Annotated in this window: 9 protein-coding genes and 2 pseudogenes; 6 read left to right on the forward strand and 5 right to left on the reverse strand. The window is 70.9% G+C overall.

What is annotated here, in order from left to right; all coding sequences use genetic code 11:
• Positions 1 to 37: 37 nt before the first annotated feature.
• Positions 38 to 1372: a M28 family metallopeptidase gene (locus ACZ3H8_RS10150; protein ID WP_467399664.1), complete on the forward strand. Its 1335-nt coding sequence runs from the start codon at positions 38 to 40 to the stop codon at positions 1370 to 1372.
• A gap of 93 nt (positions 1373 to 1465) precedes the next feature.
• Here the strand turns inward: ACZ3H8_RS10150 and ACZ3H8_RS10155 are convergent, their stop codons facing one another.
• From ACZ3H8_RS10155 to ACZ3H8_RS10175, 5 genes are all read right to left on the reverse strand, one after another.
• Positions 1466 to 2401 carry an ABC transporter permease gene (locus ACZ3H8_RS10155; protein WP_467399667.1) on the reverse strand — a complete coding sequence of 312 codons (936 nt, stop codon included), beginning with the start codon at positions 2399 to 2401 and terminating at the stop codon, positions 1466 to 1468.
• Positions 2388 to 3374, reverse strand: a complete 987-nt coding sequence (locus ACZ3H8_RS10160) for an ABC transporter ATP-binding protein (RefSeq protein WP_467399669.1) — start codon at positions 3372 to 3374, stop codon at positions 2388 to 2390. Before ACZ3H8_RS10160 ends, ACZ3H8_RS10155 begins: the two co-directional genes overlap by 14 nt.
• 82 nt (positions 3375 to 3456) lie before the next feature.
• Positions 3457 to 4701, reverse strand: a complete 1245-nt coding sequence (locus tag ACZ3H8_RS10165) for a LolA family protein (RefSeq protein ID WP_467399671.1) — start codon at positions 4699 to 4701, stop codon at positions 3457 to 3459.
• A 174-nt stretch (positions 4702 to 4875) separates the two neighbouring features.
• Positions 4876 to 5892 carry a CHRD domain-containing protein gene (locus tag ACZ3H8_RS10170; protein ID WP_467399674.1) on the reverse strand — a complete coding sequence of 339 codons (1017 nt, stop codon included), beginning with the start codon at positions 5890 to 5892 and terminating at the stop codon, positions 4876 to 4878.
• Between the two features lie 165 nt (positions 5893 to 6057).
• Positions 6058 to 7068, reverse strand: coding sequence for a polyprenyl synthetase family protein (locus ACZ3H8_RS10175; protein WP_398992389.1), 1011 nt, complete (start codon positions 7066 to 7068; stop codon positions 6058 to 6060).
• A 185-nt stretch (positions 7069 to 7253) separates the two neighbouring features.
• On the opposite strand from ACZ3H8_RS10175, the gene ACZ3H8_RS10180 reads away from it, so the two are divergent.
• The 5 genes and pseudogenes from ACZ3H8_RS10180 (at position 7254) to ACZ3H8_RS10200 (ending at position 13342) form a co-directional block, all read left to right on the forward strand.
• The gene (locus tag ACZ3H8_RS10180) at positions 7254 to 9254 is read left to right on the forward strand and encodes a CocE/NonD family hydrolase (protein WP_467399677.1); all 2001 of its coding nucleotides are present in this window, start codon (positions 7254 to 7256) and stop codon (positions 9252 to 9254) included.
• A gap of 129 nt (positions 9255 to 9383) precedes the next feature.
• A complete protein-coding gene (gene fahA / locus ACZ3H8_RS10185) occupies positions 9384 to 10613 on the forward strand; it encodes a fumarylacetoacetase (protein ID WP_467399680.1) in 1230 nt (409 codons plus the stop codon).
• Positions 10613 to 11305 (forward strand): GOLPH3/VPS74 family protein, encoded by a 693-nt coding sequence (locus ACZ3H8_RS10190; RefSeq protein WP_467399682.1) that lies wholly within the window; start codon positions 10613 to 10615, stop codon positions 11303 to 11305. The genes fahA and ACZ3H8_RS10190 overlap by 1 nt, the downstream gene beginning before the upstream one ends.
• A gap of 129 nt (positions 11306 to 11434) precedes the next feature.
• Positions 11435 to 12199 (forward strand): annotated as a pseudogene (locus ACZ3H8_RS10195) (GntR family transcriptional regulator); the annotation flags it as partial.
• A gap of 370 nt (positions 12200 to 12569) precedes the next feature.
• Positions 12570 to 13342, forward strand: a pseudogene (locus ACZ3H8_RS10200) (ABC transporter ATP-binding protein).
• Positions 13343 to 13345 lie beyond the last annotated feature (3 nt).

Raw genomic sequence — 13345 nt, forward strand, 5'->3', positions numbered from 1 at the left:
CCGTCCTGCCCCCGTACGGAAGTCGGAGCCCCCACACATGACCCCCCACGTGAAGCTCTCCGCCCCCAGAAGAACCGCCGCGGCGGCCGCGCTCGCCCTCGCCGGGCTGCTCGCCTCCGCCGCGGCCGCCCCCGCCGCGACCGCGGCCCCCGCCGCCCCGGCGTCCGCGCTCGCCGCCCCCGACATACCGCTCGCCAACGTCAAGGCGCATCTCAGCGAGCTCCAGTCGATCGCCACCGCCAACGGCGGCAACCGCGCGCACGGCCGGGCCGGCTACAAGGCCTCCATCGACTATGTGAAGGCCAAGCTGGACGCGGCCGGATTCACCACATCCGTCCAGCAGTTCACCAGCAGCGGTGCCACCGGCTACAACCTGATCGCCGACTGGCCCGGCGGCGACGCCAACTCGGTCGTCATGGCCGGCGCGCACCTGGACTCGGTCACCTCGGGCGCCGGCATCAACGACAACGGCTCGGGCTCCGCCGGCATACTCGAGACCGCCCTCGCCGTCTCCCGCGCCCAGCTCAAGCCGACGAAACACCTGCGGTTCGGCTGGTGGGGCGCGGAGGAGCTGGGCCTGGTCGGGTCGAAGTACTACGTCAACAACCTTCCCTCGGCCGAGCGTTCAAAGATCTCCGGCTATCTCAATTTCGACATGATCGGCTCCCCGAACCCCGGCTACTTCGTCTACGACGACGACCCGGCGATCGAGAAGACCTTCAAGGACTACTTCGCGGGCCTCGGCGTGGCCACCGAGATCGAGACCGAGGGCGACGGCCGCTCCGACCACGCCTCGTTCAAGAACGTGGGCATACCGGTCGGCGGTCTGTTCACCGGCGCGAGCCGTACCAAGTCCAGCGCCCAGGCCCAGAAGTGGGGCGGCACGGCCGGCCAGGCCTTCGACCGCTGCTACCACTCCTCCTGCGACTCCAGCACGAACATCAACGACACCGCACTGGACCGCAACAGCGACGCGATCGCCCACGCTGTCTGGACCCTGTCCACCGAGCCGACCGTCCCGCCCGGCGACTTCTACGAGAACGCCGCCGACGTCGCCATCCCGGACATCGGCGCGGCCGTCACCTCCACCGTGACCGTCTCGGGCCGCACCGGCAACGCCCCGGCCGCCCTCAAGGTCGGCGTGGACATCAAGCACTCCTGGCGCGGCGACCTGGTCGTCGACCTCGTGGCGCCCGACGGGACGGCGTACCGGCTGAAGAACTCCAGCGGCAACGACTCGGCCGACAACGTCATCGCCACGTACACCGTCGACGCGTCGAGCAAGACGGCGAACGGGGCCTGGAAGCTGCGCGTCCAGGACGTCGCGGCGCAGGACACCGGTTACATCGACAGCTGGAAGCTCACCTTCTGACCGCCACCCCCCACAGGCTGCATGCGTGTGCAGATACTGCGCACGCATGCAGTCGTCTTTGGAGTGCTTGAGTACGTACGCCGGCCGCTCCGACTACGCCGTGATGTCCTTCGTCGTGAAGCGGGCCCACGCCGCCGACCCGAACACCGCCACGTACACGCCCTGCAGGCCGAGGTTCTTGACCACCTCGTCCCAGTAGACGGGCTCCCGCATGAGGTCGGCGAAAGACAGCCAGTAGTGCGGGAAGAGGTAGGGGTGGATCCCGTGCAGCTGCGGAATCGTGTCCAGGATCTGCACCGTGATCAGCAGTCCGACGGTCGTCGCCATCGCCGCGATGCCGCTGCCGGTGAGGGTCGAGACGAACAGGCCGAGCGCCGCGATTCCGGTCAGCGAGGCCGCGACGACGACCGCGACCAGTGCGGCCCGCAGCAGCCCGTCCCCGAACGAGATCCGGGTGCCGGAGATCGTGACGACATCGCCGAGCGGGAAGAGCAGCGCCCCGACCGCGAGCGCCGAAGCCGCCACGACCAGGGTCGCGACCAGGCAGAACGTGCAGGCCGCGGCGTACTTGGCGAACAGCAGCCGGGTGCGTCCGGCCGGGGCGACCAGCAGATAGCGCAGGGTGCCGGAGTTCGCCTCGCCCGCAATCGCATCGCCCGCGACGACGCCGACGGCCATCGGGAGGAAGACGGGCAGGGTCGCGGCGAGCGCGGCGAAGACCAGGAACAGCCCGTTGTTGGTGATCTGTGTGACGAAGGCCGGGCCGTGCCCGCTGCCGTCACCGGCCGGACCGCCGTCGCTCGTCTCGATCTTCACGGCGATGCCGATCAGTACGGGGACGGCTGCCAGCACCCCCAGCAGCGCGAGCGTTCGCCAGCGCCGGAAGGTGGTGGTCAGCTCGGAGCGGAACAGCCCCAGGGTCCACAGCGGGCCGGGCCTGCGAAACGTCCCGGTCGCGTCAGCCGTCCCGACCGCGTCAGCTGTCGCGTCAGCCGCCCCGGCCCCCTCGACCTCCTCAACCCGCGACATCGAATCCCTCCCCGGTCAGCGCGACGAACGCGTCCTCCAGCGAGGCGCGCTCGATCCCGAACCCTCGTACCCGTACACCGCCGTGCACCAGCGCGGCATTGAGCTCCGCCAGCTCCACATCCGCGGCCGGCAGCTCACCGGTCACCCGGTCCTCGTCGACGGTCAGCTCGGTGACGCCCAGCTCCTTGAGCAGCCGGGCCGCGTCCCCCGGGTCGGGCGTGACGACGGCCAGCCTGCCCCGGGCGCCCGCCGCGAGATCGGCGACCGGCCCCTGGGTGAGCAGCCGCCCCTGAGCCATCACCGCGGCATGCGTGCAGACCTGCTCGATCTCGTCGAGGAGGTGGGAGGAGAGAAAGACGGTGGTGCCGTCGGCCGCCAACTCCCGTACCAGGGAACGGATTTCCCGCATGCCCTGCGGATCGAGACCGTTCGTCGGCTCGTCGAGCACCAGAAGTCTGCGGGGCTGCAGCAACGCGGCCGCGAGCCCGAGCCGCTGTTTCATCCCGAGGGAGTACGCCTTGGCCTTCTTGCCGGCGGCCGAAGTGAGACCGACCCGGTCCAGCGCGGCGGCGACGCGGGAGCCGCGGGTACGCGGATCGGCGCTCGGGTCGGCGGAGTCGTACCGCAGCAGATTGTCCCGGCCGGTCAGATACCCGTACAGCGCGGGCCCTTCGATCAGCGCGCCCACCTGCGGCAGCACCGTGCGCACGGCGCGTGGCATGGGCCTGCCGAGGACTGTGGCGCTGCCCGCGGTGGGGTCGATGAGTCCCATCAGCATCCGGATGGTGGTGGTCTTGCCCGACCCGTTGGGGCCGAGGAACCCGAAGACGCTGCCGGCGGGCACGGTGAGATCGAGCCCGTCGACGGCCAACTGCCCGCCCCGGTAACGCTTGGTGAGCCCGCGCGTCTCGATGACAGTCTCGACGCCGGTCTCGACGCCGGTCTCGACGACAGTCTCCATGCCGGCTGTCATTCCGGTCCCCCGTTCACTCGGGTCAGCGCTCCGCCCCACCGTACGGAGCGTACGGCGGGGCGGACAGAAAGCGCGCCTTGGGTTACTTCGCCTCGTTCGCGGCCTTCACGAGTGCGTCCTTGGTGACGGCGCCGACGTAGACCGTGCCGTCGTCCGTCATCAGGGCGTTGACCAGACGGGTCTTGAAGACCGTGCCCGAGCCGAACTTCCCGTCGACCTGGTCACCCAGCGCGTTCAGGAACTTCTCGGCCTCCGGCGGAACCTCGCCGTCCTTCGGCGCGCTGAAGCCCTCGCCGCCAGGCGTCTCGATCTTGGCGATGGAGGTCCAGCCCTTGCCGATGATGTTCAGCCCCTGGAAGTCCTCCAGGCCCTTGAACTCCTCGTGGTTCTTCGCGCCGTGCTCCTGGCCCTTCTCCTTCTCCACCTCGTCTGCCTCGGTCACCTTCGCGCCCTTGGGCGGGGTGAAGTCGAAGGTGGACGCGGCCGGCTTGGAGAAGTCGACCTTGGTGAAGCCGGCGTCGATCGCGGCCTTGCCGCCGCTGCTCGGGGTGAGCGTGAACTTCAGCGGCACGCCGTTCTTCGCGTCCACCGCGATCTTGATCGAGCCGATCGTCGAACCGCTCTGCTTCGGCTTGATGACCAGCTGGTACGCATCACGGCCGGCCACCTGCGCGGTGCCGCCCACGGTCACCGACGTGGTCTCGTCCGCGGCCTTCAGCGCCTCGTCGGCGAGCTCCTTGGGCGTGGTCGGCAGGTCCTTCGGCGCGGCCTCGTGCGCCTTGCCGGAGCCCTTGCCGGAGCCGTCGTCCTTGGAGTGGAAGGCCTCGTTCGACGCGCTGTCGTACGCCCAGACCTCGTCGCCGTTGTGGATCATGCTGTACTCGGCGGTGTCCTGAAGGATCGACAGCTTCTGCTTGTCGGGGCCGTCGGCCGCGACCCGCAGGGTGTGCGAGCCGGAGGCCAGCTCCATCAGCTTGCTGTCCGGCGACGCGGACGAGCCCGTCCCTCCGTCCCCGCCCTTGGGGGCGAAGGAGCCGCCGCCCAGGTCGCCGAGGGCACCCAGGGACGGAAGGCCGAGGTCCGTGTTGATCTTCACGGTGCCGGAGAGCTGCTGGGTGTCCGACGCGGCCATCTTCTCGATGAGTTCCTGCGCGGTGATCTTCGGCAGATCGGGGTCACCGGAGGCAGCGAGCGCCGGGACGAGCCCGATGGTCGCCGCCGCCACCCCGGCCACCGCGGCCGGGACGATGTAGCGCGCCGCCTTGCGGCGGCCCGCTGCGAGGTCCTTGGCCTCTTCGGTGGTCTGTGCGCTGTCGTTCGGTGCCATGGTGTGCCCTACCTCCGTGGTTGGTCAGGCGTGGTGGTATTCATCTGACCAAATGGGGCGTACAGAAGCGTCAGACCGCGGGAGCAACTTGGCGTACTGCTATGGGATGACAGTAGGACGCGGCGCCTCCCCCAACCAGTAGGGGAAGCGCCGCGAGCCCTGTTGCCGGAAGGGTTACTTCTGGATGAAGACGTAGTCCGCCCCGTAGGGGACGCCGACGATCGCTCCCTTCTCGCAGCTGCCGGCCGGGGCGACGCCGCCCACGGTGTTCAGCCGGAAGATCTCCTGGGTGCCCGCGAACAGCCCCCGCTTCTTGCCGGACTGGGTGGCCTTCAGGTCCAGTTCAGGGATGTTCTTGTCGCCGTTCGGGGTCTTGCTGATCAGCTTGCCGGTGACGGCGCTGTGGTCCTGCGCGACCCACTGCGGCGTGCCCGAGTTGGGGGCGATGAAGGAGTGGGCTATGTTCCCGCCGAGGACGGCGCGGACATCGCGCTGCTGGAAGGAGAGCTTGCCGTCGTCGCCCTTCTTGCACTCGTAGATCTGCTTGCCCTTGACCACGGAGGCCTGGAAGTTGTCGAGGGTGTCGGCGAAGTTGAAGGAGCCGGTCACCTTGTGGAACTGGCCGCGGACGGCGCCGCCCGGGAACTGCGCGGTGTGCAGATTGGCGTAGAAGCCGTTCGGGTCGGTCTTGAAGGCGTCGAGCACCGCCTTGTCCTTGACCTTCACCGTGCCGGCGACCGCGCCGGTCCAGCCCTTGGAGTGGGTCTTGCCCTTGCTGAGCAGCTCCGTGAAGTCGATCTTGATTCCGCCGTTGGTCCCCTTGGCACCCTGATGGATGTGGAGGGCGGTCGGCTTGTCGGTGCCGCGGAACTTCACGGCGACGGACACCTTGTCCCCCTTGACCTTCACAAACTCCAGCGCGGCGCCGTCGCGGTCACCGACGGCGGGTCCGCCCTGCACCGGCACCTCGTTCGCGCCGTTCAGGCTCGCCACGAAGAGGGAGGCGGCGCGGTCCGAGCCGCTGCCGCCCGCGCCGCTCTGCACCGAGATGCTCGCGGCGCTGTCCCCGTGCCCCGAGTGACCGGCGGTGGAGCTCTTGCTGTCGGCGAAGGCCGGCAGAACGGCGAGGGTTACGCCCGCGGCGGCGGCGACGGCGGTGGTACCGATAAGGAGGGCCTTGTTCCGCTTCATTCTGAAATCTCCCCGTACATGATGCCTACGCCCGTTGCGTCGACTTCCGGGCATAAGTACGAAGTGGGTCCGAGGTTAGACTCAATCCAAGAATGTGACCTGCATCACATAATCCGAGATGATCCCGGAGCCGGCCGCGGCCGTGGTATTGGGCCCGCCAGCCGGTCAGCCGGCCCGGTGGACCACCGCGTCGCAGAGCTCTTCCAGGGCGGCCTTCGCGAAGCAGTCGGGCAGTGGAGCGAGCATCGCCCGCGCCTCCTCCGCGTACCGCACGGTGTCCCGCCTGGCCTGCTCCAGCGCCGGGTGGACGCGCAGCAGTCGCAGCGCCTCGGCGTGCCGGTCGTCGTCCGTCAGATCCCCGTCGAGCAGGGCGACGAGCTCCAGGTCCTCGGCCCGCCCCTGCGCCGCCGCCTGCGCGCGCAGATGCAGCACCGGCAGCGTCGGGATGCCCTCGCGCAGATCGGTGCCGGGCGTCTTGCCCGACTCGTGCGCGTCGCTGGCGATGTCGAGTACGTCGTCGGCGAGCTGGAACGCCACGCCGAGCCGCTCGCCGTACTGGGTGAGGATGTCCACGACACCCTCGTCCGCGCCGGACATCATTGCGCCGAACCTGCCCGAGACCGCGATCAGCGAGCCCGTCTTGCCCCCGATGACATCGAGGTAGTGCTCGACCGGGTCGCGGCCGTCGCGCGGCCCCGCCGTCTCCAGGATCTGGCCGGTGACCAGCCGCTCGAAGGCCTCCGCCTGAATGCGGACGGCCTCCGGGCCAAGGTCGGCCAGTATGTGCGAGGCCCGCGCGAACAGGAAGTCGCCGGTCAGCACCGCCACCGAGTTGCCCCAGCGGGCGTTGGCGCTGTCCACGCCGCGCCGCACATCGGCCTCGTCCATCACATCGTCGTGGTACAGCGTCGCCAGATGGGTGAGCTCGACGACCACGGCCGAGGGCACCACACCCGGCGCGTACGGATCACCGAACTGGGACGCGAGCATCACCAGCAACGGCCGGAAGCGCTTGCCCCCGGCGCGTACGAGGTGCCGTGCGGCCTCCGTAATGAAGGGCACCTCGCTCTTGGTGGCATCGAGCAGTCCCGCCTCGACGGCCGCCAATCCGGTCTGGACATCGGCCTCAAGAGCCTGGTCCCGCACGCTCAGCCCGAACGGCCCGACGACGGTCACGAGGGGATCTCCTGTCTGCTGACGATCACACGGATTGTCGATGTGTCGCTGGAATCACTCAAGTCAGCGTATCCGGTCGCCTTTCGATCACCGTGGGCGCCTTCCCGCCTCCCCCGGTATGTTCGTGATCAGTCCATACGACCATGAGTGGCCCCTTTGCCCGGAACATTCGCTGAGGTCATGCCATGCACATCCGCACCGATTTCCCGTACGAGACCGCCCACGAGGACATCCGTATCGCGATGCCGGACGGTACGAGGCTGTACGCGCGGATCTGGCGGCCACTGACCGACGAGCCCGTCCCCGCCCTGCTCGAGTATCTGCCCTGCCGGCTGACCGACTGGACCGCGCCGCGCGACTGGCAGCGCCACCCCTGGTACGCGGGCCACGGCTACGCCTCCGTACGTGTCGACGTGCGCGGACACGGCAACAGTGAGGGCCTGCCCGGCGACGAGTACGACGCGACCGAGCTGGCCGACGGCGTCGAGGTCGTCAACTGGCTGGCCCGGCAGCCGTGGTGCACCGGCCGGGTCGGCATGTTCGGCATCTCCTGGGGCGGCGTCAACTCGCTCCAGATCGCCGCTCTCGCACCGGAGCCGCTCAAGGCGATCGTCACCGTCTGCTCGACGGACGACCGCTACGACAATGACGTGCACTACATGGGCGGTTCGGTGCTGGCCGCCGCCATGCACGCCCGGGCCGCCACCATGCTCGCCTTCGTCTCCCGCCCGCCGGACCCGCTCTTTGCCGGCGACGAGTGGCGCGAGATGTGGCTGAAGCGGCTGGAGGCCGTCGACCCCCTCATCCACACCTGGCTCGGCCACCAGATCCGCGACGACTACTGGAAGCACGGCAGTGTCTGCGAGGACTACGCGGCCATCGACGCGGCGGTCCTGGCGGTGGGCGGCGGGCACGATCCCTACCGGGACACCGTGCTGCGGCTCGTCGGGCATCTGCCGCCCGATCGCGTACGGGGCCTGATCGGCCCGTGGTCCCACCAGTACCCCGACCGGGGCCGGCCGCCGGGTCCGGCGATCGGTTTCCTCCAGGAGACGCTCCGGTGGTGGGACCACTGGCTCAAAGACGCTGACACGGGCGTCATGGCCGAGCCCCTGCTGCGCTCCTGGATCAGCGAGTCGCACCCGCCCGCGGCGAGCTACCCCGTGCTGCCGGGCCGCTGGGCCGGGGAGCCCGCCTGGCCCTCGCCGCACATCACGCCCGTCCCGTACACACTCCGGGGCGAACCGGTGATCGTCGACTCGCCCCAGCACACCGGAGTGGACGCCGGCAGCTTCCTCCCCTACGGCAACGACGCCGACCTGCCGCCCGACCAGCGCGAGGAGGACGCCCGCTCTGCCTGCTTCGAATTCCCGGTCACCGGCGACCCGATCGAGATCCTGGGCCGCCCCCGCCTCACCCTGCGGCTGCGCCTGGACGTGCCCTACGGCCAGGCGATCGCCCGGATCTGCGACGTCGCCCCGGACGGCGCGTCCACCCTGGTCACCCGCGGGGTCCTCAACCTCTCCGCGCGCCACGGCCGCGAACGCGCCAACGCCTGGACACCCGGTGCGAGCGAGGACGTCTCCTTCGAGCTGAACGGCATCGGCCACACCTTCCCGCCCGGCCACCGCATCCGGCTCGCCGTCTCCTCCGCGTACTGGCCGTGGATCTGGCCGCAGACCGGCTCGGCCGGCTTCACCCTGGACCCGGCGGGCTCCCGCCTCGAACTCCCCGTACGCGAGACCGGTGAGAGCACAGCGGACACGATCACCTTCGAGGAGCCCGAGCAGTCCGCGCCACTGGGTGTCAGCTCCCCCGCCACGCTCGATGAGCAGCGCCCGGAGCGGCTGGTGGTCCGGGACGTCGCCAAGGGCGAATGGCGGCTGGAGGTCGACCCGCGCCACGACGGCACCCGCGTCTACCCGGACGGCCTGGAATTCACCGAGGAGGCGCTGGAGACGTACTCGATCCGCCAGGACGACCCGCACTCGGCCCGCGCCCGCTCGGACTGGACGATCCGGCTGCACCGACCGGAGCTGGCCTGGGACGTACGGATCGAGACGCGCTCCGAAATCACCTGCGACGCGGCCGACTTCATCACGTCGAACGAGGTGGTGTGCAAGGACCACAACGAGGTCGTCTTCCACCGCACGTGGGAAAAGCGCATCCCGCGGATGGCCGGCTGACAGCTGGTCCGGGCCGGACCTTCCGGCCGGTCCAAGCCGGTCCTTCCGGCTGGTCCGGGCGCAGTGCCGCGGCGGGGCGACGCCCACGTAACGTGTGTCCCACACCCGTGGAAAGCGAGGCAAGCACCGATGCCCGAGCAGCGCCCGCTCGATCTGGCCGAGGGCGATCCCTTCGGCCCGCACAACCTCCCGTACGGCGTCTTCACCACTGCCGACGAGCCCGGCCGCCGGCGGCTCGGCGTCCGCATCGGCAACCACGTGCTCGACGCCGGAGCGGCGGCCCACGTCCTCGGCTCCCCCTACGCCGCCCTGCTCGCCCGGCCGAGCCTCAACCCGCTGCTTGCGGCGGGCCGCACCGCCTGGCGCGACGTACGCCGCGCGCTCACCGCCTGGCTCACCGTGCCCGCCCACCGGCTGGACGTGGAGCCGCTGCTGCACCCGCTCGACTCGGTCACACTGCACCTCCCGTACGAAGTCGCCGACTATGTCGACTTCTACGCGAGCGAGCACCACGCCACCAACGTCGGCAAGATCTTCCGGCCGGACGGGGACGCGCTGACCCCCAACTGGAAGCACCTGCCCATCGGATACCACGGCCGTTCCGGCACCGTCGTCGTCTCCGGCACGGACGTGGTGCGCCCCTCGGGCCAGCGCAGGACGCCCGCCGACGCCGCCCCCGTCTTCGGTCCCTCGGTCAAACTCGACATCGAGGCGGAGGTCGGATTCCTCGTCGGCACCCCCTCCGAGCTGGGCAGGCCGGTGGCCCTCGGGGACTTCCGCGAGCATGTCTTCGGCGTCTCGCTGCTCAACGACTGGTCGGCGCGTGACATCCAGGCCTGGGAGTACGTCCCGCTCGGCCCGTTCCTCGGCAAGTCGTTCGCCACCTCCGTCTCCGCCTGGGTGACCCCGCTGGAGGCCCTGGACGCGGCGCGGTCCGCCCCGCCCGCCCGCGACTTCGATCTGCTCCCCTACCTCGACGACTCGGACGAGGACGAGCCGGGCGGCTTCGACCTGCGCATCACGGTGGCGGTCAACGGCCAGGTGATCGCCGAGCCGCCGTTCGCCACCATGTACTGGACGGCCGCCCAGCAGCTGGCCCATATGACGGTCAACGGTGCCTCGCTGCGTACGGGCGATCTCTACGGCTCCGGAACGGTCAGCGGCCCCGAGGTCCACCAGCGCGGCTCTCTGCTGGAGCTCACGTGGAACGGCCGGGACCCGTTCGAGCTCCCGGAGGGCAAGCGGACGTTCCTGGCGGACGGCGACGTGGTGACGATGACCGCGTGGGCGCCCGGCCCGGACGGCACCCGGGTGGGCCTCGGCGAAGTGACCGGCCGGATCGTCCCGAGCGCCGGCTGATGAGTGAACTCACCCTGCCCGAGGAGCTGTTGCTGCTCGCCCTCGACCCGGCGACGGGCCGCCGGCACTGCAACAGGCGCTACCTCCAGTACGGGCTGGCCGGCGCGGCCCTCGCCGAACTGGAGCTCCAGGGCAGGGTCGCCGAGGCACGCGGCCGGGTGACGGTGGTCAGTCCGCTGCCGCCGCAGGACCCGCTGTCGGCGCAGATCCTGGCGAGCCTCCCGGCTCCGGGCAGGAGCCGGTTCGGCGACGGCGTACGCGCCCGGCCCTGGGTCAGGCGCACCGGGCGTCAGGTCGAGGAGCTGTGCCTGCACCACCTGGTGGGGCGCGGTGCGCTGAGGGTGGAGACCCGACGCTTCCTGGGTCTCTTCCCGTACCACCGCTACCCCGCGGCGGCCCAGGACTGGTCGGCCCCGGCGCGTGGGCGCTACGCCCAGTCGGTGGCGGCCGGTTTCCCGGACCGCCGCAGCAGGCTGCTGGCCGCCTTCACCACGGCGATCGGTCTTGCCCGGGTGCTGCATCCGGGCCGGACCTGGCGGGAGAGCGGCGCGCTGCGCATTCTCGTACGGGAGCAGTGGGCACCGTACGCGGTGCACCGCGCCGTGCAGCAGGACAAGCGGTCGAGCAGTAACAGCATCAGCGTCGGGGGCGGGTCCGACGGCGGAGGCGACGGTGGGGGCGGCGGCGACTGACGCCCCCGGGGTGGCAGATCTTCCCTGCTGATCGGCATCACCGCAGGTCATCGGGGTGTTCCGGCGGTCGCCGGTGGCGCAACACTCTGGCAACACCACGGGTGGGAAAGCCTCGGTATGGTCCACCGCATGCCAGCCGAACGAATCCGTGAGCACACCGTGCCGGTCGCCGCGGCGCGCCGGCGGCGGCTGCGCGCGGACCAGGCGCGGCAGCTCGCCGACCTGTTGCGCCACCAGGTGCGTACGGGCGGCTTCCCCGGCGGCGTACTGCCACTGGAAGGCACCATCGGCGACGACTACCGCGTCTCCCGCAACACCGTCCGGCAGGCGCTGGATCTCCTCCGCACGGAAGGGCTGGTCGAGCGGCAGCCCGGCGTCGGCACCGTCGTGGTGTCCGAGAAGTACCCGCACGGCCTGGACCGGCTGCAGGGTCTCGCCGAGACCCTGCACGAACACGGCGACGTCACCAATGAAGTCCGTACGGTCGGCCCCGTCCCCGCGCCCGCACCCGTGGCCCGGCGGCTCGGCCTGGCGGACCACGCCGACGTCCTCTACATCGAGCGGCTGCGCCGGCTGAACGGGCTGCCCCTTTCCCTCGACCTCACCTACATCCCCCTCGACATCGGCGCCGGTCTGCTCGGCTGCGACCTGGAGCACACCGATGTGTTCCGGCTGCTCGAGACCCTGACGGGGCAGCCGCTGGGCACGGCCGAGATCACCCTGGAGGCCGTCAACGCCGACGCGCACTCCGCCGCCGTACTGCAGGCCCCGCGCGGCGCGGCCGTGCTCATGCTCGAACGGCTCACGCATCTGTCCGACGGACGCCCTGTGGACCTGGAGTTCATCCGCTTCCGCGGCGACCGCATCACCATGAGCGGGCTGCTCCACCGCTCTGACGTCGACGGCGGTGGAACTGCTGGGCCGCCGGGTGACGAGGTGGCTGCCGCGGGTGGAGCACGCGGGACCGGCCGCGGTCCGGGTGCGGCGTGCGCGGGTTTCCCCCATCCCGCCCCTTCCCGTAACTGGGGGCAAGCCCCCAGGCCCCGGTACGACCTTCGGTCGTGTCCTCAATCGCCGGACGGGCTTGATTTCCGCCGGTCGGCCTGAACCCTCAGGCCGACCGGCGGGAAATTCAAGCCCCGTCGGCGATTGAGGCGCGGGGTCCGGGGCGGAGCCCCGGTTCAGGGAAGGGGCGGGGTGGGGGAACGCCCCGCGCAGCGCAAACGCCCACCACACCATCCACCTACGCAAGGAGGCGAAACCAGTGACCACCCCCTCCGAAACGCTCTCCCCCGCCACGAGGACCCCGCCCCGCGGAGCGCGGCTCACCCTTCGTGGTGCCGCCCTCGGGCGGCCCGGGGCGGCCGCCGCCCTCGACGGGCTCGATCTCGACGTCGCGCCCGGGGAGATCCTGACCGTCGTCGGGCCCTCCGGCTGCGGCAAGTCGAACTTCTTCGCACCCTCGCCGGGCTGCTGCCCCCGCTCGGCGGGGAGGCCGCGCAGGACGGGGAGCCCATCACCGGGCCACGCGCCGACCGGGCGCTGGTCTTCCAGGAAGACGCGCTGCTGCCCTGGCGCACGGTGCGCGCCAATGTCGAACTGCCCCTCGCGATCAGGGGAGTTCCGCGGGCCGAGCGCAGAATCCGCGCCGAGGGCTGGCTGGAGCGGGTCGGGCTGCCCGGGCACGAGGCCAAGCTGCCGCACCGTATCTCCGGCGGGCAGCGGCAGCGCGTCCAGCTCGCCCGCGCCCTCGCCGCCGAGCCCCGCGCCGTCCTGATGGACGAGCCCTTCGGCGCGCTCGACGCGCAGACGAGGGCGGGCATGCAGCAGCTGCTCGTCGACGTGCTGCGCGGCACCGGCGCGACCGTCGTCTTCGTCACGCACGACGTGGACGAGGCGCTCTTCCTCGGCGACCGCGTGGCGTTGCTGGGCACCGGCCGCGTCCTCGAAGTGCCCCGGCCGCGCGACCGCGAGGCCCACGGCGACCCCGCGACCGTCGCCCTGCACCGCTCCGCTCTCCAGTCCCTCGGCTCGTGAAAG

Source organism: Streptomyces sp. NPDC002868 (assembly GCF_055563295.1).